The following is a 20137-nucleotide window of genomic DNA, read 5'->3' as shown; positions in this document are numbered from 1 at the left end:
ACCTCGTTTGCGATCAGACGTAAGATCGCAGTGACATCAGGCCATGAAAAACCCGGCCTGAACGATAGGTTCGGCCGGGATCAGAAGCGTCCCCGGCCTGTTTAGCGAGTTTTTTAACGTGGCTGCAAGCCGGCCGGCTCAAATGACCACGGAACGGGCAAAAGCTACCGTCTTGGGCGGTTTTCGTCAAGTCGCGGGCCGGATCGATCGGATTTGCTTCCGGGCCGTGGGCTGGAGCATGCCGTCATTTCTCTTTGCTTTCGCCGCCCTGACTGCCTAATCAGGACATCAACCGCAGCGGTGCCGGCACTGGCCGAACCGCATTGGAAAGCCTCTCAACAGCGCAAGCTCTTCAACAGTCCAAGTCAGATATGTCCCAACGTCCGCCCGCGCCGCCATCGCTGCAGGAACTGCGCAAGGAGATCGACGCGATCGACGAGGGCATGCATCGCCTGTTGATGCAGCGCGGCGACATCATCGACCGCCTGATCCAGGTGAAGCAGACCCAGGAGGTCGGCTCGGCGTTCCGTCCGGCGCGCGAGGCCGCCATGATGCGTGACCTCGTGCAGCGCCATCGCGGCATCCTTCCGCTCGACACCGTCGAGAGCATCTGGCGCGTCATCATCTCGACCTTCACCTATGTGCAGGCGCCGTTCTCGGTGCATGCCGACATATCGGTGAGCGAGCCGGCGATGCGCGATTCCGCGCGTTTCCATTTTGGTTTTACCGTGCCCTACGTCGCGCATTTCAGCGCGCAGGCCGCGGTCGAAGCGGTGGCGAAGTCCAAAGGCGATCTGGCGCTGGTCTCGGCGACGTCCAGCCGCACGCCATGGTGGCTCTCGCTCGAGCAAGAAGGCGCGCCAAAAATCATCGCACGGCTGCCGTTCGTCGAGCGCGCCGACCATCCGGCGGCGATGCCGGTGTTCGCGGTCTCGCGGGTCGCCGACAGCGCCCTGGTCACGGAAGTCGAGACCTTCAGCGTCCGCGTCTCCGGATGGAATGCCGAGGTCGCGCGTGCCCTGTCGCCGCTCGCCGAGATCGTGGCAGTACCTGACGCCGCCTTCGACGGCGCGGCGCTGCTGGTCTCAGTCACGGGTGCGACCAGCATCGACAAAGTCAGGGCTGCCCTGATCGAGGCGGGGGCCTCGGTGCGCTCCACGGCCCTCGTCGGCAGCCACGCAACGCGCTATACGGTGCCCCCGACCGGGGCGAAATCGTAATCCGCGCGCCACGCCCCGCCATCTCGGAGTTGAAGATGTCCCGCCCCGTGCCGAATCCCGGCATTCTCGACATTGCGCCCTACACGCCCGGCAAGAGTCCGGTCGCCGAGCCGGGCCGCAAGGTGTTCAAGCTGTCCGCCAACGAGACGCCCTTCGGGCCCTCACCCAAGGCGATCGAGGCGTTCAAGGGCGTGGCGGACCATCTGGAAGACTATCCGGAAGGAACCTCGCGCGTGCTGCGCGAGGCGATCGGCCGTTCTTTCGGGCTGGACCCCAACCGCATCATCTGCGGCGCGGGTTCGGACGAGATCCTCAACCTGCTCGCGCACACCTATCTCAGCCACGGCGACGAGGCGATCTCGACCACCCACGGCTTCCTGGTCTACCCGATCGCGACTATGGCGGTCGGCGCCAAGAACGTGGTCGCGCAGGAGACCAACCTCACCTGCGACGTCGACGCCATCCTGAAAGCCGTGACGCCGCGCACCAAGCTGGTCTGGCTCGCCAACCCCAACAATCCGACCGGGACCTATGTGCCGTTCGACGAGGTCAAGCGGCTGCGCGCCGGCCTGCCCTCCCACGTGCTGCTGGTGCTGGACGCTGCCTATTGCGACTACGTCTCGCGCAACGATTACGAGATGGGGATCGAGCTCGTCGCCACCACGGAGAACACGGTGGTGACCCACACCTTCTCCAAGATCCACGGCCTCGCGGCGCTGCGCATCGGCTGGATGTTCGGCCCCGAGCACATCATCGACGCCGTCAATCGCATCCGCGGTCCGTTCAACGTCTCGACGCCGGCGATGTATGCCGCGGTCGCCGCGATCGAGGACACCGCGCACCAGGCGATGTCGAGGCAGTTCACCGAGACCTGGCGCAACTGGCTCACCGAGGAGATCGGCAAGCTCGGTCTGAAGGTGACGCCGAGCGTCGCCAATTTCGTGCTGATCCACTTCCCAACCGACAAAGGCAAGACCGCCGACGACGCCGACGCGTTCCTCACCAGGCGCGGTCTGGTGCTGCGCGCGTTGAAGAATTACGGCCTGCCGCATTCGCTGCGCATGACCATCGGCACCGAGGAGGCCAATCGCCTCGTGGTCGATGCCTTGCGCGACTTCACGGCCGGCAAATGAGCGCGGATCCGCACTTCCAGCGTGTCGCGCTGATCGGCTTCGGCCTGATCGGCGGCTCGATCGCGCGCGCTGCGAAGCTTCAGGGCCTGGCCGGCGAGATCGTTACCACCGCGCGCTCGGAGAAGACGCGCGCGCGGGTGATGGAGCTCGGTATCGTCGACCAGGTGGTAGCGACCAATGCGGAGGCGGTGAAGGATGCCGATCTCGTCATCCTCTGCATTCCCGTCGGCGCCTGCGGCCCCGTCGCCCAGGAGATCGCCGCGCACCTGAAGCCGGGCGCTGTCATCTCCGACGTCGGCTCGGTGAAGGGCGCGATCGTCAGGGACATGGCGCCGCATCTGCCGAAGTCGGTTCATTTCGTGCCGGCGCATCCGGTCGCAGGCACCGAGCATTCGGGGCCGGATTCAGGTTTCGCCGAGCTCTTCATCAACCGCTGGTGCATTCTCACCCCGCCCGAAGGCGTCGACGCCGCGGCCACCGATCGCCTGCGCGCGTTCTGGGCGGCGATGGGCGCCAAGGTCGAGGTGATGACGCCGGATCATCACGATCTCGTGCTCGCCATCACCAGCCATCTGCCGCATCTGATCGCCTACACCATCGTCGGCACCGCCGACGAGTTGGCGCAGGTGACGGAATCCGAGGTCATCAAGTTCTCCGCCGGCGGCTTTCGCGATTTCACCCGCATCGCCGCCTCCGACCCGACGATGTGGCGCGACGTCTTCCTGGCCAACAAGGAAGCCGTGCTGGAGATGCTCGGCACCTTCACCGAGGACCTCGCAAAGCTCACCCGCGCCATCCGCCGCGGCGATGGCGAGGCGCTGTTCGACCACTTCACCCGCACCCGCGCCATCCGCCGCGGCATCGTCGAGATCGGCCAGGATTCGGCCGCGCCCGATTTCGGCCGGCCGCATGCGGCGCTGAAGAAGCCGTAGCGCGCTCTCACCTCCTCATTGCGAGGATCGCAACGACGAAGCAATCCAGACTGTTTCCGAGGAGAAAGTCTGGATTGCTTCGCTTCGCTCGCAATGACGGAGGGGTCAATACAGCGGCGGGATCTGGCCGACCTTGACGGGCCCGAGCAGCACGGCGCCGTCGACGAATTTCAGCGGGAAGCTTCTCGCCTTCTTGCCTTCCAGCGTGCTCTCGGTGCCGATCGAGTTGATGCCGGCGGCAACGCCGGCATTGGCGTTCTGCTTGATGACCTTGCCGAGACCGGGCACGGCGCGGTCGAGCGCGCCGAAGAGGTTGGTGAGATCCTGCGACTTCACGCCGGGCGCGACGCGGTCGAGCGTTGCCTGCGGTACGCCCTCCTCCAGCATCTTCTCGATGCCGAGCGCCGGGATCACGCGCTCGAGGCCCGTCACCGTCATCTGCAATTCGCCGTCGAGCCGGCCGTTGGCCGAGAGGGCGAGCGTGCCGGCCGCAACCGCGATCATCTCGCCCTGCTGGATCCGTGACTGCACGATCTCGATGTGACCGCCGGCGGCCTGGATCTCGCGGAAGCGCTGCGGCCAGGGCTTTGGCGTCAGGTCGGAGAGGCCGGTGACCTTGGCGCGCGTGTCCGCCTCGAACGGCTCGGCGAGCAGGGGATGAACGCCCTGGATGCTGCCCTGCGCGACATGGAGCACCGTCTCGATCACAGGATGATCGGCCGGTGATCCCTCTGCGAGGCGACCGTGCAACTCGACCTGCTTGGCGCGTGCCAGCGGCACCTGCACGCTGCCGTCGAGCCGGTTGAGCGAGGGATCGTCGAACACGATGGAGGCGCGGTCCGGCACGGCCGGCAGGCCGACCACGCTGCTACGGCCCTTGCTCCAGTTCACCACGAAGGTGTTCTGCGTGACGCCGTCCGTCAGCGTCGCGGGTGCGGAGAATTCGGCGATAACGCGCTTGGGATCGTACACCTGGGCAACGACCAGGATGTTGTCGAGCTTCGCCGTGAACGGCGTCTTGCTCGCATTCTGCGAGACCAGGGCGACGCTGGCGCCGGAGCACTGGACCTCGAAGCGGAACGGAAAGCCGGCGATCGAACGCCTGGCGCAATCATAGATGCGGCCGGACTTGGCCTCCTGCGCCCGCCAGGCGTCGGCGGCAATTTCGGCCTGCGACGCCGCATAGAACCAGAAGCCGCTCCACGCCACGGCGAGGATCAGGACGAGAACGGGTGCGATGAAAAGGCCCCAACGGGAGCGGCGGCCTGCGGCAACGGTCTTATTGGACATGCAGCGACCCTTTGACCCCAGATTCAGGCAAATGTAAGCGAGGGCGGACTGCGACGAAAGACGGAGAATTCGCTTCGCTTGGGGGCGCGGTTCTGGTAGCCGTGCCCGAAATGTCGGAAATCACCCTTCCCTCCGTCACCACAGCCAGCGGCGATCTCTGGGTGTTCGGCTACGGCTCGCTGATGTGGCGGCCGGGCTTTGCATTCGAGGAGCGCGTCCCGGCGCGGCTGGTCGGCGAGCACCGCGCGCTCTGCGTCTATTCCTTCGTGCATCGCGGCACGCCGGAGAAGCCCGGCCTGGTGCTCGGGCTCGACCGCGGCGGCGCCTGCCGCGGCATCGCCTTCCGTGTCGCCGAAAAGAACCGCGCTGACGTCGTCGCTTACTTGCGTGCGCGCGAGCAGGTCACCTCGGTCTACCGCGAGGTGATGCGCTCGGTGTGGCTGGAGAACGATGCACGGCAGCGCGTTTCCGCGCTCGCTTATGTCGTCGATCGCGGCCATGTCCAATATGCCGGCCGTCTCTCGCTCACCGAGCAGCACCGCCATGTCCTCCAGGGCCACGGCCAGTCCGGCGCGAACCGCGACTACGTGACGGCGACGGTGAAGGCGATCGAGGCCGAAGGCTTTCGCGACACGCAACTGCATCAGCTCGCATTGATGCTGCATGGTGATGCGCATTCCCTGCACGCGCCGGCACCCGCCGAAGACCGCTAAAGCGCGATGCGATTAGGATGAATCGCCATCGCGCTTTAGGTTGTTGTTTAAGCATGATCTTTTCGGAAAACCGCTGCGCACTTTCCCGGATCATGCTTTAGCCCCCGGTCGGGGCATAGCTCGGCGCGGAGCCGATCAACTGCTCCTGCTCTTTCCGGCCCGCTTCGACGAGGCGACCGGTCGCGTCCTCGATGGCCGTCTGCACGCGGGAAAGAAACTGGTCCTTCGGCAGGCCCGGGGGCAACGGATCGAGGAATTCCACCACCAGCGTGCCGGGATAGCGCATGAAGGTCCGGCGCGGCCAGAACAGGCCTGAATTGAGCGCGATCGGCAGGCACGGCACTCCGCAGGACGAATAGATCTGCGCAAAGCCAGTCTTGTAATCGGGCGGTGCACCGGGGGCGCGGCGCGTGCCTTCGGGAAAGATGACGAGCTGCTTTCCGCTGCGCACCGCCTCACGCGCGCGGCGCGTCATGTCGAGCAGCGCCTTCACCCCGGCATTGCGATCGATCGCGATCATGCCAGTCTTGACCAGGAACTGGCCGAACACCGGGATCTGCATCAGCTGACGCTTGAGGATGAAGATCGGGTGCTCGAAGAAGCCCAGCAGCACGAACGTCTCCCAGAACGACTGGTGCTTCGCCACGATCACCAGCGGCCCCTGCGGAATCTTCTCCGCACCCCGGAATTCCACCTTGATGTTGCAGACCAGGCGCATCAGGACCAGCGTCGCCTTCGCCCACCACTTCGCAACCGTCAGCATCGCGCGCGGCGGCAATGCGAAGGTCGGCAGCGCCACGATGGCGAGGCACACCAGCACGGCGTAGAACAGCACGTTGAACACCAGCGAGCGCAGGAAAATCAGAAACATCGATGGTCCGATCAATTTGCCGATCAATTGGCCTGTGCAGTGTTGGGCCGCTTCGGCTGCACGCTTGCGGGCTGCTCCAACATCTCGGGCGAAAGGTCAATCCCGAAATTCTCAAGGCTTACCCTGAGCTCGGCCGCGATATACTTGACATATTCCAACAGCAGCAGCCGCAAGGTGGACGCCGAGGTCCACCACGGCTCCTCGCGCCATTTGTCGCCGACCACCGCGAACGGGATCAGTGTCGTCTGCGGCATCGCATGCGAGAACTCCACCAGCGCGCGCGGCATGTGATAGTTCGAGGTGACCACGATCAGCGATTGGAATCGGCGCCGCTCGGCCCAGCGCCGCGCCTCCGCCGCATTGCCGCGGGTCGATAGCGCGGTGCGGTCGAGATCGACGCAACAGCTCATGAAGGACTGGTTCTCCGGCAGGGTCCGGGAGATGTCGCTCGCCGTCGAGGTCGGATGCACGCCCGAGATCAGCAGCCGCCTGCCGTAGCCGGCAGCGAGCAGCTCCATCGCATCCGACACCCGCGAGGAGCCACCGGTCAGCACCACGATGCCGTCAGCCTTGCGCCCCGGCGCGATCTCGGCGCCGCGCAATTGCGACAGGAAGGCGATGAAACCAGCCGCGGCGCCGACGAAGGCGAACGCAATCGTCGACACCAATGCCGCGCGCAGCCAGCCGCGCGGCAGGTTCGGCGAACGATCGTCGGTCGGCGAGGTCATGTGATGTCGGTGATCCCTTCCCTCAGGTGATTTTATGACGTTTTGAGACGAAGTGGAGTCTGGTTTCTTCATCCTCGCCGCTTGCGGGAGCCGGCTGAGGGGGTTTTCTCCGCGAACTCAATCCACATCATTCAGCGTCGCAAACAGCGTCTGGCGCGCGGCCACCGCGGTGATGGCGCCGATCAGCACGGCCTGGACCGCGAGCACGATGTAGCCGGATGGCCGCAGCGAGAAGGTGCCGAGCAGCGCGGCGAACTGGTCGCCGACGGGGGTACCGGAAAACCAGCCGGCGATCGACTCGGAGAAGCCGAACACCAGCATGGCGGCGCCGCCGCCGATCAGACCGCCCTCCAGCCCCAGCCTGAGGAAATGACGCAGGAAGTGGTTGGCGATGTAGCGGTCGCCGGCGCCGACGAAATGCAGCACCTCGACGATCGGGCGGTTCGCGGCCATGGCGCCGCGGGTCGCAAACGACACCGAGATGATGGTGGCGATGATGACCAACGCGAGAATGCCGAGGCCGGCGAGCACGGTGGCGTTGGTCATCGAGCGCATCCGCTCGATCCAGGCGCGGTGATCGTCGACGCTGGCGCCCGGCGCGACCTGGGTCACGCGCGCGCGCAAGGTGCCGAGATCAAGCGACGTGCCGGGCTGCACGCGCGCGATAATCATGCGTGGCACCGGCAGATCGTCCATCGACAGCCCGGTGCCGAGCCAGGGCTCGAGCAGCTTGCCGCTCTCCTCCCTGCTGAACGGCTTGACCTCGACGATGCCGGCCTGCGCGCGCATTGCCTCGGTCACCGCCGCGGTGTCGCGTTCGAGATCGCGGCCGGCCTGCGGGCGAACCTGGATGGTGATCTCGCTCGCAACGTCCGACTGCCATTCGGCGGCGGAGGCGCTGACCAGCAGCACCGTGCCCGTGGTCATCGAGGCGAGAAAGGTCATGATGGCGACGACGGCGACCAGGGCGCGGCCGTGGATCGAGGCGCGCGGCACGATCGGCGACATGTTGCGCGCCTTCGCGGGGAGCTGCGGACGCTCCTGTCCGAGGTCGACCAGTACGCCGCGCTCGTCGGTCCTACTCATAGACGTGCAGCCGCCCCTGGTGCAGCACGAGCCGCCGTGCCTCGTACTGGTCCATCAGGCCGATGTCGTGAGTCGCGATGATGACGGCGGTGCCCGATTTGTTGAGCTCGATGAAGAGCCGCAACAGGCGGCGTCCGAGCGTCGGATCGACGCTGCCGGTCGGCTCGTCCGCGAGCAGCAGCTGCGGCCGCGAGATCACGGCGCGCGCGATCGCAGCGCGCTGCTTCTCGCCGCCCGACAGAATCGGCGGCAGCGCGTCCATGCGCTCGCCGAGCCCGACCCAACGCAACAAATCGATTACCTCCTTGCGATAGCTCGACTCGCTGCGCCCCATGACGCGAAACGGCAACGCGACGTTCTCATAGGTCGTCATGTGATCGAGCAGGCGGAAATCCTGGAGCACGATGCCGATGCGCTTGCGCAAATCGGCGATCTCGTCCTTTCCGAGCTGCGAGATATCGTGGCCAAACAGATTCACGAGGCCCCGCGTCGGCCGATGCGACAGGAACAGCAGGCGCAGCAGCGAGGTCTTGCCAGCACCCGACGGGCCGGTGAGGAACTGGAACGAATGCGCCGGGATCTGGAAGCTGAGGTCGCGCAAAATCTCCGGCCCCAGACCGTAACGCAATCCGACATTTTCGAACCGAACCAAGCTCAGCTCCGTTCGAGAGGGGGCGCGGGTCGCACTGCTGCGCTCCGCCATACGCGATCAACGGGTTTTGCCGCCGTTATGGTTTCCGGTTCGTTAACGGTCGCGCTGTAGCATACATGGTCAAGTCCTCGTTCATGCATCAAGGCTCGTCCATGCATATCGTCTGCCCCCACTGTATGACATCGTACGCCGTCAAGCTTGCGAGCCTTGGGGCGAACGGACGGGCGGTCCGCTGTTCCCGCTGCAAGGAGACCTGGATCGCCCATGCCGAGGATGCCATTGAGGAGGCGTCCGTCCCGGCTATGGCCGCTGCCAGCCAGGGCGACGACCAGTCCGATCTCGCCGAGCAGTGGAACTCCTATGCCAAGGATGACGGGATGGCTGATGCGCCTGTCGTCGATAGCCCCTCGATCGCCAGCGACTGGCCCGATGAAGAGGCCAGGGAAACCGAGGACGAATGGTCAGCGGCGGCCCGCGAGGTCGAAGAGGAGGTCGTTGGCGCGCAGCATCAGTCCTGGTTCCGCGGCCTGTTCGGCCGCCGCGGTGCACGGGTCAGCCGCCCGGCTGCCACCATTGCTCCGCGAAAATCCTATTTCGGGCTGCCGACCGCCTGCGCCGCGATGGGCGCGCTGGTGCTGGCGCTGGTGATCTGGCGGGGCGACATGGTGCGGCTGCTGCCGCAGACCGCGGCTTTCTACAAGATGGTCGGGCTTGAGGTGAACCTGCGAGGCCTCGCCTTTAAGGACGTGAAGCTCTCCAGTGAGACCGTGGACGGTAAGCAGGTATTGGTGATCGAGGGCGTGATCGTCGGCGAGGGCAAGAAGCCACTCGACATCCCGCGGCTGCGCTTCGCCGTGCGCGACGCGCAAGGAGCGGAGATCTACGCCTGGAACTCGGTGCTGGAGCAGACCGTGCTGCGGCCCGGCGAGCGCGCCTTCTTCCGCTCTCGGCTCGCCTCGCCGCCGCCCGAGGGCCGCAATATCGACGTTCGCTTCTTCAACCGGCGCGACATCGCCGGCGGCAGCGTATAATTAACTTGTAGAGTCCCGCACGGGAGGGTTCGTCCCATGCCGAAAATCCTGATCGCCGATGACGAGGATTCGATGCGCACGCTGGTCGCGCGCGCCATCGCCATGGACGGCCACGAGACCGTCACCGCGCAGGACGGTGCCGAGGCGCTGGAGATCCTGACCCGCGAAGGCGGCGCCTTCGACCTTCTGCTCACCGACATCCAGATGCCCATCATGGACGGTATCGCGCTGGCGCTCTCCGCCGCGCGCGATTTCCCTGATCTGACCATCTTGCTGATGACCGGCTTTGCCGACCAGCGCGAGCGCGCCTCGAACCTGAATGCGCTTGTGCACGACGTCGTGACAAAACCGTTCTCGGTCGCCGACATCCGCACGGCGGTGGCGGACGCCCTCGCGGCGAAGAACGGGTAGCGGCGAGGTCGGCCACGTATTCCGTTGTCATGCCCCGGCTTGACCGGGGCATCCAGTACGCCGCGGCCTATCGATTGAATCACAATGTCTCGGAATACTGGACGCCCGATCAAGTCGGGCGATGACAGTGAGTTAGGGGTGAGTTCGCCTCAAAAATCCTTCAGCAGCCGCTCGATGTAATCGAGCTCGATCTGCGGGCGCGAGCTGTCGCCGAGGCGGCGGCGGAGCTCTTCGAGGATGCGGCGGACGCGCTGGGCGTCGATCTCGCCGGGGATCTTGACAGAGTAGTCGTCGCTGAGATCACGGCCGTGAAGCGGACGCCCCAGCGGATCGGTCTGATTGCCGCCGCTCTGCTGACGGCCTGGCCGGTTGCCGGGACCATCGCCCTGCCCGTCGCCATCGCCCTGCTGCATCGCCTCGGCCATCTTCTGCGCGCCCTTGCGCATCGCGTCGAGTGCCTTGCCCTGCGAGTCCACGGCCCCGTCGGCATTGCCCTCGCCGAGTTTTGAACCGGCATCGCCCATGGCGCCGTCCGCGGTGTCGAGGCTGCCATCGTCATCGCCGTCGTCGCCGTCCTGATCGCCGTTCTGGCCCTGGTCGCCCTGCTGGCCTTTCTGTCCCTGCTGTCCCTGTTGACCCTGCTGGCCCTTCTGACCCTTTGGTCCCTTCTGCGCGAGGCCGCGCTTGGCGAGCTCGTCCTGCAGCTTCTTCAGGCGGTCGCGCAGCGACTGCTGATCCTGCTGGAGGTCCGACATCGACTGATCGCCCTGCTTGCCGCGCGAGCGGTCACGCCGGGAGTCTTGCCCCTGCTTGAATGTCTTGTCGCGCAATTGCTGCTGCTTGCGGATCATGTCGCTGAGCTCGTTCAGCGCCTGCTCCATCTCGCTCTCGCCGGATTGCCCAGGCTGCGCCATCTGGAGATTTTCCATGATCTGCGCGAGCTGCTCGAGCATGCGCTGCGCAGCCTCTTTATTGCCCTCGCGCGCCGCCTTCTCGATCTGCCGCAACAGATCGTCCAGATCCCGCTGCGTGATGACGGAACGATCGCGGCTGGAAGATTGGCTTCTCTCCGTCGCGCGCTTGTATTCCTCGAGCTTCTGAATGGCGTCGGATTGGTTGTTCAGGCTCTTCCCGGACTCCTTCTGCCTGAGGCTGTCGCCGGAATCCTGCATCGCCTTTTCCGCGCTGTCGAGCAGCGCATCGGGGTCCTGATCCTGCTGCGCCGCGACGCGGGGAACGCCTCCCAACAGGACGACGAGACAGGCGATCGACATCGCCTTCAAGACTGGCACGCGTGCTAGCTTCCGCATTTCCGGTCCCGCGTAAACTGGTTGGTCTTGTCGTCCACCGCCTTGTTGGCACGGCTGTTCGCCGACTTCCGGTAGGCTTGAAGCTGCTCGCGCAAGACGTCCTGCTGCTGCGCCAGCTCTGCGAGCTGCTCGGGCGTCGCATGCTGGGTCTTTTGCCGCAGCTCGATCGCTTTGTCGAGGATGAGCTGCACCTCCGCGGGGAACGGCTGCCGGGCCCCGAGCGGATTCTGCTCGGCGCGCCGGGCGACGTCGCGCACCTTGCCGGCCATGGCCTCCCGCAGCTTCTGCGTCAGGACCCTGAGCTCGTCCTCGCCGGCACCGCGTTCCAGCGCGGCCTTGAGCGCGTCCTGCGCCGAGCGCAGCGCGGCGTTGACGCTGCCGGCAACACCGTCGTCCTCGATGGTGACCGCGAAAGCCCACATGCTCGCCACGACATTGCGCAGGGCGACGTCGGTGCGGGCAGCCTCGAGCTGGCTCGCGAGGCTCCGGAGGCCGAGATAGCAGCCGGCATCCGGCGTGAACAATTCGGGCGCGATCATCAGCGCGTCGAGCGCGGTGTAGACGTCGGAATTCCTGTTGGCGTCGAGCGCGAGGATGCGGCGTTGCTCGATCAGCGCGCGCGCGAGCGAGTTGGTGAACAGACGCTCGGGCAGGCGCATGTTGAAGGGTTCGCTCTTGGCCTCATTGCCGGCCTCGTCCTTGGCGGTCAGCGTCAGCGTGACGTCGGCGCCGGCATAGGGGTCCTCGCTGAGGTCCTTCACCGTCTGGCCGACGCCGTTGCGGGTGCGCGCGTTCGGCAGCACGAGCGGAAATTGCGGCGGCTCGAACAACGGCCGCGCCGCGGCCTTGCCGTCGGTCTCCTTGCTGCCATCTTTGGCCTCGGCAGGGCGCAAGGCAATGTGCGCATCCGCGCCGGTGACGCCGTAATCGTCCTCGATCCTGTAGGAGAGCTGCAGCCCGCCGCGCGCCTGGCGCTCGGGATCCTTGGCGAGCGCGATCGTCGGCGCACGGTCCGGCGTGGCCGCAAACGCCCATTGCGGCTGGCCGGAGGGCGCGCGGACACGCGCGGTGCCGTCAGCGGTGATGGCAAAATGCTTCTCGTTGGTGCCCTTGGGTGCGGCCTCCGCGGGAGCGATTTCCTTGAGGCCGCCGGAGACGGCGACATCCAGACTGCCGCCGGAGGAGCGCACGATCAGGGTCGAGCCTGCGGGAACGGCAAGCGGGCCTGAAGCCGGCAGCGCGGCGGCCTCCTTATTGGCGGCCGACAGGATGACCGGCGGTTTGCCGGTGTAGATCGGCGGGGTGACCCAGGCATCGACGCGAATATTCGGCGGCGCCAGCACGCCGTTCCAGTCGAAGGCGGCACCGAGCCGCATCGCGCGCTCGTCGCCGGCGGCGAAGAAGGTCGCAACCAGCATGACCATGACCAGCGCGCGCAGCGCCCAGGGATCATGGAGCGCGAGCCGCGGTTGGGGCAGACCGGCGCGGATGCGCTTGAGCGAGGCCAGCGTCCGCTCGCGCTGCGCCTGCCACAGCGCCCGTGCCACCGGATCCTGTGAGGATAGCGTGTCGGTCAGCGTCGTCGCCGGGCGGTGACGGATGCCGGAGCCACGGTCGAGCCGGCCCAGCGCCTCCTCGCGGCTCGGCCAGCGGAAGCGAATCAGGGGCAACAGGACGGCGATTGCGATAGCGGCGAAAACGACGAGACCGATGGCACGGGCGATGAACGGCAGCACGAGCCAGAGGCCGGCCCAGGACACCACCAGGAACAGGCCGACGACGGTCAGAAGCCGCGCCAGATTTGGCCAGGCACGCTCCCACGCGATGGCATAGGTGGCCCGGTCGAGGGCCTGCGCCAGCTTCAGCCGCGACAGAGCGTCGCTGTTGCGGATCGGGTCTGACGGGTCGGGGGTGACGCCGTTCAATCAACTCTCCAGGTTGCCCGGTGGAGAGGAGCCTATCACAACGGCAGCACTGAGGCATCCGTTCCGGTACGGGAGACACCCCTTTTCCCGCATAACACGAGGACGTGACTGGCCCCGCCCAAGCCCGTAACTTCCGCGCACCACCCCAGAGAAACGCAAGGGAAGTAAGGGAAGCGCCATGGACAAGAAGATGCACGACAAGGGCCTGGAAGTCCGCAAAGCGGTGCTGGGCGAGACCTATGTCAACAACGCCCTGAAGAGCGTCGATGATTTCAATCGTCCGTTCCAGGAGATGCTGAACGAGTATTGCTGGGGCGCGGTGTGGGGCCGCGAGGAGCTGCCGCGCAAGACCCGCAGCATGCTCAACATCGCCATGATCGCGATCCTCAATCGCCAGCATGAGTTCCGCGCGCATCTGAAAGGCGCACTCACCAACGGCGTCAGCCGCGAGGAAATCCGCGAGATCCTGATGCAGGTCGCGATCTATGGCGGCATGCCCGCCGCGGTGGACAGCTTCCGCATCGCGCGCGAGGTGTTCGCGGAGATCGACGGGAAGGCTTAAGCCGAACAGTAGCTTTCAACGTATCGCTGCGTCATTGCGAGCAAAGCGAAGCAATCCAGAAATCCCTCCGCGGACACGTCTGGATTGCTTCGAAGCTTCGCTCCTCGCAATGACAACAGGAAGGAAACACCATGGACATTGGATTCATCGGCCTCGGAAACATGGGTTTCCCGATGGCGCGGCGGCTGATCGAGGCGGGACACAGGCTCGTCGTGTTCGACGCGCGCAAGGAGGTCATGGGCAAGCTCGTGGCGCTTGGCGCTACGCCCGCGACATCGCCGAAGGACGTCGCCGACCAGGTCGAGACTGTGATGGCGAGCCTGCCCTCGCTGCAGGCCTCACTCAAGGTCGCAACCGGGGCGAACGGCGTGATCGAGGGCAGCCGGGCAAAGCGCTTCATCGATCTCTCCACGGTCGGCTCGGCAATGGCCGCAAAGATTCACGGCCTCCTCGCCAGACGCAACATCGTGCAGATCGACTGCCCGGTCTCCGGCGGCGTCGGCGGCGCTGAGAAGGGTACGCTGGCGGTGATGGTCTCCGGGCCGAAAGCCGAGTTCGAGCTGCTCAAGCCCGCCCTCGACGTGATCGGGAAAGTATTCTTCATCGGCGAGAAGCCCGGCGCGGCGCAAACCATGAAGCTCGCCAACAACTTCCTCTCGGCCACCGCGATCGTGGCAACGTCGGAAGCCGTGGTGATGGGGGTGAAGGCCGGGCTCGATCCCGCCGTGATGATCGACGTCATCAATGCCAGCTCCGGCATGAACACGGCAAGCCGCGACAAATTTCCGCGCGCGGTGCTGCCGCGCACGTTCGACTTCGGCTTCGCCACGGGATTGATGGTGAAGGACGTCCGGCTGGCGCTGGAGGAGATGAAGCAACTCGGCCTGTCGATGGAGGTCGCCGACGCAGTTGGGCGGTTGTGGGAGACCGTGATAGCTGCGGAAGGCGCCGAGTCCGATTTCACGGCGGCGATCAAGCCGATCGAGAAGAAGGCGGGCGTGGTGGTTGGCGGGAAGGCATAACGCCAGGCCCGTAGTCCGGATGGAGCGAAGCGTATCCGGGGCTTTGTTACGGCTTGGCGAGACCCCGGATTTCGCTCCGCTCCATCCGGGCTACGATAGGTTGCTCACAGCCACGGCGCCGGCTTATCCATCGCGATCAGCTGCTCCACCTCCATGCGCGGGCGGACCACGGCGTACTGATCGTCCTTCACCATCACCTCCGGCACCAGGGGCCGGGTGTTGTACGTGCCGGCCTGCACCGCGCCGTAGGCGCCGGCGGTCATGATGGCGAGGAGATCGCCGGGCGCGGGCGTCGGCAGCGTGCGGTCAAGCGCGAGATAGTCGCCGGTCTCGCAGACCGGGCCGACGACATCGGCCGTGATGGTGGCGGCGCCCCTGACAGGCTGCTTCACCGGCAGGACGTCGTGATGCGCCTCGTACAGCGTTGGGCGAATGAGGTCGTTCATCGCAGCGTCGATGATGACAAAATTCTTGCCGTCGCCGTACTTCGCATAGATCACCTTGGCGACCAGGATGCCGGCATTGCCGACGATCATGCGGCCGGGCTCGAACATCAGCGTGCAGCCGAGATTGTGGCTGACGCGCTTGACCATCGCGGCATAGGCGGCCGGCGCTGGCGGCGCCTCGCGGTCCATGTCATAGGGAATGCCGAGACCACCGCCGAAATCGACGTGGCTGATGTTGTGACCGTCGGCGCGCAGGGTCTGCACGAATTCGGAGAGGATGCGGAACGCGGTCTCCATGCCGGAGAGCTCGGTGATCTGGCTGCCGATATGCACGTCGGTCCCGGTCACCTCGATGCCCGGCAGCTTGGCGGCGCGGGCATAGACCTCACGGGCATGCACGATCGGGATGCCGAACTTGTTCTCGGACTTGCCGGTCGAGATCTTGGCGTGGGTGCCGGCGTCGACATCGGGATTGACGCGGAGCGAGATGCGCGCGGTCTTGCCCATCTCGGTGGCAACGCGCGACAGCAGCTCGAGCTCGGGCTCGGATTCGACGTTGAGACAGAGGATGTCGGCGGCCAGCGCTGCGCGCAGTTCGGCTTCGGTCTTGCCGACGCCGGAGAACAGGATCTTGTTTGGCGGAATGCCGGCGGCCAGCGCGCGCTTCAATTCACCACCGGAGACCACGTCGGCGCCGGCCCCGAGCTTGGCCAGCGTGCGCAGCACCGACTGATTGGAGTTCGCCTTCATGGCGTAGCAGACCAGCACCTTCTCGCCGGCGAAGGCCTCGGTGAAGACGCGGTAGTGCCGCTCCAGCGTCGCAGTCGAATAGCAATAGAACGGCGTGCCGACGGTCGCGGCCAGCTCGGACAGGTTCACCGCCTCGGCGTGCAGCACGCCGTTGCGATAGTCGAAATGGTTCATGGCTTAAGCTCGGTTGTCCCGGCTTATTTCTTGCCGGGAGGATCGTCCAGGAGCGGGTCGAGAATAAACGGTTTCTTCCGGCCCTTGGCCGCCGCGGGCGCGGCATCCGCACCATTGGCAGGATTGAACACGCTCGGCGTCCGCTGAGCTTCGGTCTCGGTATCGGATGGTGCGGCACCGCTGGCCGTGGACGCGTTGGAGGCGGTCGGCGGCAAATCAAGCGGACCCTTGCGGCCGCAGCCGGCAAGCGCAAGCGCCGTCAGGCTCAAGACAATGATGGCCCACCCCGAACCGGCCGGGCGAAACTTTGACGTCACGACGAAATCCCCACTACGCGCGGTGCACCATACAGAGATTGGCGCGCTCTGGCGAGAGCCGGATGGCCATGAAACATCAGGGAAATTTTACCCTCAGCCCAATTTTCGCTCTTTTTCCAGCCGCCTCACCCAAGCCTTGGCCTGGGCCGCCACGTTCTTCGGCGCGGTGCCGCCGAAGCTGGTGCGGCTCTTCACCGACGATTCGACCGAGAGCACGCCGAACACGTCCTTGGTGATTTTTGGCTCGATCGCCTGCATCTCCTTGAGCGGCACCTCGTGCAGCGCCACGCCGCCCTCGGCGGCCTTGGCGACGATGCGGCCGGTGACGTGATGGGCCTCGCGGAACGGCATTTTCAGCGTCCGCACCAGCCAGTCGGCAAGGTCGGTCGCGGTGGCATAGCCCTCGCCCGCAGCAAGCTTCATCTTGGCTTCGTCGGGCACGAGGTCGCGGACCATGCCGGTCATGGCGCGGATCGCCAGCGACAGCGCGGCAAAGCCCTCCATGGCGCCCTGCTTGTCCTCCTGCATGTCCTTTTGATAGGCGAGGGGCAGGCCCTTCATGACGATCAACAGGCCGTTGAGCGCGCCGATGACGCGGCCAGTCTTGGCACGCACCAGTTCGGCCGCATCAGGGTTGCGCTTCTGCGGCATGATCGAGGAGCCCGTGGTGAACTTGTCGCTGAGCCGGATCAGGCCGACGAGCGGCGAGGTCCAGATCACGATCTCCTCGGCAAAGCGCGACATGTGCACGGCGCAGATCGAGGCTGCCGACAGCGTCTCCAGCACGAAGTCACGGTCGGAGACCGCATCGAGCGAATTCGCCATGGGACGATCGAACAGAAGCGCCTTTGCGGTAGCGTGGCGGTCGATCGGGAACGAGGTGCCCGCGAGCGCCGCCGCGCCGAGCGGCGATTCGTTCAGCCGCTTGCGCGCGTCGTGGAAGCGGCCGCGATCGCGCGCGGCCATCTCGACATAGGCGAGCAGATGATGGCCGAAGGTCACGGGCTGTGCCGTCTGCAGATGCGTGAAGCCGGGCATCACGGTGCCTGCGTGCTCCAGCGCACGCTCGACCAGCGCCTGCTGGAACGCGGCGAGCGCGGCGTCGGTCTCGTCGAGAACGTCACGCACATAGAGACGGAAATCGGTCGCGACCTGGTCGTTGCGCGAGCGGGCGGTGTGCAGGCGGCCGGCGGCGGGGCCGATCAGCTCAGACAGGCGGCTCTCGACATTCATGTGAATGTCCTCGAGCGCGCGCTTGAACGCGAAGCCGCCCTTGCCGATCTCTGACAAAATCGTGTCTAGACCCTTGCCGATATTTTTCGCATCAGAGCCCGTGATGATGCCTTGGCTGGCGAGCATTGCAGCGTGGGCCTTGGACGCGGCAATGTCCTGGGCGTAGAGGTGACGATCGACGTCGATGGAGACGTTGATCTCTTCCATGATCTCATCGGGACGTTCAGAGAACCGGCCGCCCCACATCTTGTTGCTCATGATCGCCTGCTCACGCCTTGATTTGCCGCACGTTTGCTGGCCGGTGCCAGCCGTATTAAGAGGCACCTGATAGCCATATCTGCGACCGGATGACAAACGATATGCTCGACAAGACGCCCTCCGCCACGCGCCGGGTCCCTCTCGTCATCGCCGCCGTGGCGGTCGGAGGGCTGGCCGGCTTCGCCGCGCTGTACGGGCTGGGCCTGAGCCGGGCGCCATCAGGCGATCCGACCTGCAAGCCGGCGGTGGCGACGGCGCAAAAAATCGCTCCGCTCGCCCATGGCGAGGTGGCGGCGCTGACCATGGCGAGCGCCCCGCTCAAGCTGCCCGACCTCGCCTTCGAGGACGCCGACGGCAAGCCGAAAAAGCTGTCCGATTTCCGCGGCAAGACGCTACTTGTGAACCTCTGGGCGACCTGGTGCGTGCCCTGCCGCAAGGAAATGCCGGCGCTGGACGAGCTCCAGGGCAAGCTGTCGGGCCCGAATTTCGAGGTGGTGGCGATCAATATCGACACCCGCGACCCCGAGAAGCCGAAGACTTTCCTGAAAGAGGCCAATCTGACCAGGCTAGGCTATTTCAGCGATCAAAAAGCCAAGGTTTTCCAGGATCTTAAGGCTATAGGCCGGGCGCTGGGCATGCCGACCTCCGTGCTGGTGGATCCACAAGGCTGCGAGATTGCGACGATCGCGGGGCCGGCGGAATGGGCGAGCGAGGACGCGCTCAAGCTGCTCCGGGCGGCAACCGGCAAGGCCGCCGCGTCCCTCTAAGAATGGTTCAGGCGGTGACGTTGAGGTTGCCGCCGACGCCGGAGCCGACATTGGCGAGCGAGGGCTGGCCGGCACCGAGCAGCGTCAGGACGGTGGATTTCTCCATATCCGCGTTCTGCTTGGTCAGGGTCGCCGCAATATTCGACTGCAGCGCGCCTTGCTGAGCGGCCAGCATGGTGCTGACCATTGCCATCATGTCCATTACGCGAACCCTCGTACCGGCCGTAAACCTAGGCGCGGGAGGTTAACGGCACATGAAACGTCACGTGCGGTGCCCACCGAGGGCAATGGTGCCGCAGGGTGGCAAAGCCGCACCTGACCGCGCCCAACATCTGTCTACATATTGGAATGAAGCGGTGGGCACGCTTGGCTTTGCCCCCCTGCGGCACCGCCGCCTTAGCGCGTCGGAACCGGCTTGGCGCCGCGGTAGTCGTAGAAGCCGCGCTGGGTCTTGCGGCCGAGCCAGCCGGCCTCGACATATTTCACCAGCAGCGGGCAGGGACGGTACTTGGAATCGGCCAGGCCTTCGTGCAGCACCTGCATGATGGAGAGGCAGGTATCGAGGCCGATGAAATCGGCAAGCTCGAGCGGACCCATCGGATGGTGCGCCCCGAGCTTCATCGCCGCGTCGATCGCCTCGACATTGCCGACGCCTTCATACAGCGTGTAGATCGCCTCGTTGATCATCGGCAGCAAAATGCGGTTGACGATGAAGGCCGGGAAATCCTCGGAGACCGCGATCTGCTTGCCGAGCTTGCCGACGAATTCCTTGGATGCCTCGAAGGTCGAATCGTCGGTGGCAATGCCGCGGATCAACTCGACCAGTTCCATCAGCGGCACCGGATTCATGAAGTGAATGCCGATGAAGCGCTCGGGGCGGTCGGTAGCGGCGGCGAGCCGCGTGATCGAGATCGAGGAGGTATCGGAGGCGACGATCGCCTCCGGCTTCAACACCGCGCAGAGCTCGTGGAAAATCTTGCGCTTGACCTCTTCCTTCTCGACCGCGGTCTCGATCACGAGGTCGCAATCGGCGAGATCGTCGAGCTTTTCGGCGGCCGTGATGCGCGCCATCGCCTTGGCTTTGTCGTCTTCGGACACGGCCTTCTTGGAGACCTGCCGGGCCAGATTGCCGTTGATGGTGGCCATCCCCGACTTGAGGCGGTCGGCCGAGATGTCGTTGAGCACCACGTCGAAGCCGGCCAGCGCCGCAACGTGCGCGATGCCGCTGCCCATCTGACCCGCGCCGATCACGCCGACCTTCTTGATCACTGCCGCCATCTTGTCATCCACCGAAGGGCGCGCTGCT

Annotated in this window: 21 protein-coding genes and 1 riboswitch; of the genes, 9 read left to right on the top strand and 12 right to left on the bottom strand. The window is 65.5% G+C overall.

Annotation, left to right across the window (positions count from 1 at the left end; all coding sequences use genetic code 11):
- Positions 1-80: 80 nt before the first annotated feature.
- Positions 81-160: riboswitch (SAM riboswitch) on the bottom strand.
- 211 nt (positions 161-371) lie between these two features.
- Genes IVB28_RS22465 through IVB28_RS22455 form a run of 3 tightly spaced genes read left to right on the top strand, consistent with a single transcriptional unit; the run spans position 372 to position 3285 of the window.
- Entirely contained in the window at positions 372-1220 is an 849-nt protein-coding gene (locus IVB28_RS22465; RefSeq protein WP_247529094.1) for a chorismate mutase, read from the top strand.
- 35 nt (positions 1221-1255) lie between these two features.
- A complete protein-coding gene (gene hisC / locus IVB28_RS22460; RefSeq protein WP_247529092.1) occupies positions 1256-2353 on the top strand; it encodes a histidinol-phosphate transaminase in 1098 nt (365 codons plus the stop codon).
- Positions 2350-3285 (top strand): prephenate/arogenate dehydrogenase family protein, encoded by a 936-nt coding sequence (locus tag IVB28_RS22455; RefSeq protein ID WP_247529089.1) that lies wholly within the window; start codon positions 2350-2352, stop codon positions 3283-3285. The genes hisC and IVB28_RS22455 overlap by 4 nt, the downstream gene beginning before the upstream one ends.
- 105 nt (positions 3286-3390) lie before the next feature.
- Here IVB28_RS22455 and IVB28_RS22450 read toward each other — a convergent pair whose 3' ends face one another.
- On the bottom strand, positions 3391-4575 hold the full coding sequence (locus IVB28_RS22450; RefSeq protein WP_247529087.1) for a DUF2125 domain-containing protein: 1185 nt from the start codon (positions 4573-4575) through the stop codon (positions 3391-3393).
- A 110-nt stretch (positions 4576-4685) separates the two neighbouring features.
- Between IVB28_RS22450 and IVB28_RS22445 the strand changes: the two genes are divergently transcribed.
- Entirely contained in the window at positions 4686-5288 is a 603-nt protein-coding gene (locus IVB28_RS22445; RefSeq protein WP_247529085.1) for a gamma-glutamylcyclotransferase, read from the top strand.
- Positions 5289-5385: 97 nt separating this feature from the next.
- Here the strand turns inward: IVB28_RS22445 and IVB28_RS22440 are convergent, their stop codons facing one another.
- From IVB28_RS22440 to ftsE, 4 genes are all read right to left on the bottom strand, one after another.
- Entirely contained in the window at positions 5386-6159 is a 774-nt protein-coding gene (locus tag IVB28_RS22440) for a lysophospholipid acyltransferase family protein (RefSeq protein WP_247529084.1), read from the bottom strand.
- 23 nt (positions 6160-6182) lie between these two features.
- Positions 6183-6887: a YdcF family protein gene (locus tag IVB28_RS22435; RefSeq protein WP_247529083.1), complete on the bottom strand. Its 705-nt coding sequence runs from the start codon at positions 6885-6887 to the stop codon at positions 6183-6185.
- Positions 6888-7004: 117 nt separating this feature from the next.
- On the bottom strand, positions 7005-7973 hold the full coding sequence (locus IVB28_RS22430) for an ABC transporter permease (RefSeq protein WP_212079822.1): 969 nt from the start codon (positions 7971-7973) through the stop codon (positions 7005-7007).
- Entirely contained in the window at positions 7966-8625 is a 660-nt protein-coding gene (gene ftsE, locus IVB28_RS22425) for a cell division ATP-binding protein FtsE (protein WP_063694655.1), read from the bottom strand. The genes IVB28_RS22430 and ftsE overlap by 8 nt, the downstream gene beginning before the upstream one ends.
- Positions 8626-8777: 152 nt before the next feature.
- Between ftsE and IVB28_RS22420 the strand changes: the two genes are divergently transcribed.
- A complete protein-coding gene (locus IVB28_RS22420) occupies positions 8778-9656 on the top strand; it encodes an MJ0042-type zinc finger domain-containing protein (RefSeq protein ID WP_247529082.1) in 879 nt (292 codons plus the stop codon).
- 36 nt (positions 9657-9692) lie between these two features.
- Positions 9693-10067, top strand: coding sequence for a response regulator (locus tag IVB28_RS22415; protein ID WP_247529081.1), 375 nt, complete (start codon positions 9693-9695; stop codon positions 10065-10067).
- A gap of 149 nt (positions 10068-10216) precedes the next feature.
- On the opposite strand, the gene IVB28_RS22410 is transcribed toward IVB28_RS22415, so the two are convergent.
- Together IVB28_RS22410 and IVB28_RS22405 are read right to left on the bottom strand one after the other, a co-directional pair.
- Entirely contained in the window at positions 10217-11377 is a 1161-nt protein-coding gene (locus tag IVB28_RS22410; RefSeq protein WP_247529080.1) for a DUF4175 family protein, read from the bottom strand.
- The gene (locus IVB28_RS22405) at positions 11365-13302 is read right to left on the bottom strand and encodes a TIGR02302 family protein (protein WP_247529079.1); all 1938 of its coding nucleotides are present in this window, start codon (positions 13300-13302) and stop codon (positions 11365-11367) included. The genes IVB28_RS22410 and IVB28_RS22405 overlap by 13 nt, the downstream gene beginning before the upstream one ends.
- A gap of 178 nt (positions 13303-13480) precedes the next feature.
- Here IVB28_RS22405 and IVB28_RS22400 point away from each other — a divergent pair, with 178 nt between their 5' ends.
- Both IVB28_RS22400 and IVB28_RS22395 read left to right on the top strand, forming a co-directional pair.
- A complete protein-coding gene (locus IVB28_RS22400) occupies positions 13481-13864 on the top strand; it encodes a carboxymuconolactone decarboxylase family protein (RefSeq protein WP_247529078.1) in 384 nt (127 codons plus the stop codon).
- 131 nt (positions 13865-13995) lie between these two features.
- The gene (locus tag IVB28_RS22395; RefSeq protein ID WP_247529077.1) at positions 13996-14886 is read left to right on the top strand and encodes an NAD(P)-dependent oxidoreductase; all 891 of its coding nucleotides are present in this window, start codon (positions 13996-13998) and stop codon (positions 14884-14886) included.
- 104 nt (positions 14887-14990) lie between these two features.
- Here IVB28_RS22395 and lysA read toward each other — a convergent pair whose 3' ends face one another.
- The 3 genes from lysA to argH form a co-directional block, all read right to left on the bottom strand.
- Positions 14991-16256 (bottom strand): diaminopimelate decarboxylase, encoded by a 1266-nt coding sequence (gene lysA / locus IVB28_RS22390; RefSeq protein WP_247529075.1) that lies wholly within the window; start codon positions 16254-16256, stop codon positions 14991-14993.
- Positions 16257-16279: 23 nt separating this feature from the next.
- Positions 16280-16573: a lipoprotein gene (locus tag IVB28_RS22385; RefSeq protein ID WP_247529074.1), complete on the bottom strand. Its 294-nt coding sequence runs from the start codon at positions 16571-16573 to the stop codon at positions 16280-16282.
- A 93-nt stretch (positions 16574-16666) separates the two neighbouring features.
- Positions 16667-18064: an argininosuccinate lyase gene (gene argH / locus IVB28_RS22380; protein WP_247529073.1), complete on the bottom strand. Its 1398-nt coding sequence runs from the start codon at positions 18062-18064 to the stop codon at positions 16667-16669.
- A 101-nt stretch (positions 18065-18165) separates the two neighbouring features.
- Between argH and IVB28_RS22375 the strand changes: the two genes are divergently transcribed.
- On the top strand, positions 18166-18831 hold the full coding sequence (locus IVB28_RS22375; RefSeq protein ID WP_247529129.1) for a TlpA disulfide reductase family protein: 666 nt from the start codon (positions 18166-18168) through the stop codon (positions 18829-18831).
- Positions 18832-18838: 7 nt separating this feature from the next.
- On the opposite strand, the gene IVB28_RS22370 is transcribed toward IVB28_RS22375, so the two are convergent.
- Together IVB28_RS22370 and IVB28_RS22365 are read right to left on the bottom strand one after the other, a co-directional pair.
- The gene (locus tag IVB28_RS22370; protein WP_247529072.1) at positions 18839-19033 is read right to left on the bottom strand and encodes a hypothetical protein; all 195 of its coding nucleotides are present in this window, start codon (positions 19031-19033) and stop codon (positions 18839-18841) included.
- A 194-nt stretch (positions 19034-19227) separates the two neighbouring features.
- The gene (locus IVB28_RS22365) at positions 19228-20109 is read right to left on the bottom strand and encodes a 3-hydroxybutyryl-CoA dehydrogenase (RefSeq protein ID WP_247529071.1); all 882 of its coding nucleotides are present in this window, start codon (positions 20107-20109) and stop codon (positions 19228-19230) included.
- Positions 20110-20137 lie beyond the last annotated feature (28 nt).

This window comes from Bradyrhizobium sp. 199 (genome assembly GCF_023073355.1).
Lineage (GTDB): Bacteria > Pseudomonadota > Alphaproteobacteria > Rhizobiales > Xanthobacteraceae > Bradyrhizobium.
Note: the sequence above shows the minus strand (reverse complement) of the source record. Positions and strands in the feature narration are given on the sequence as shown.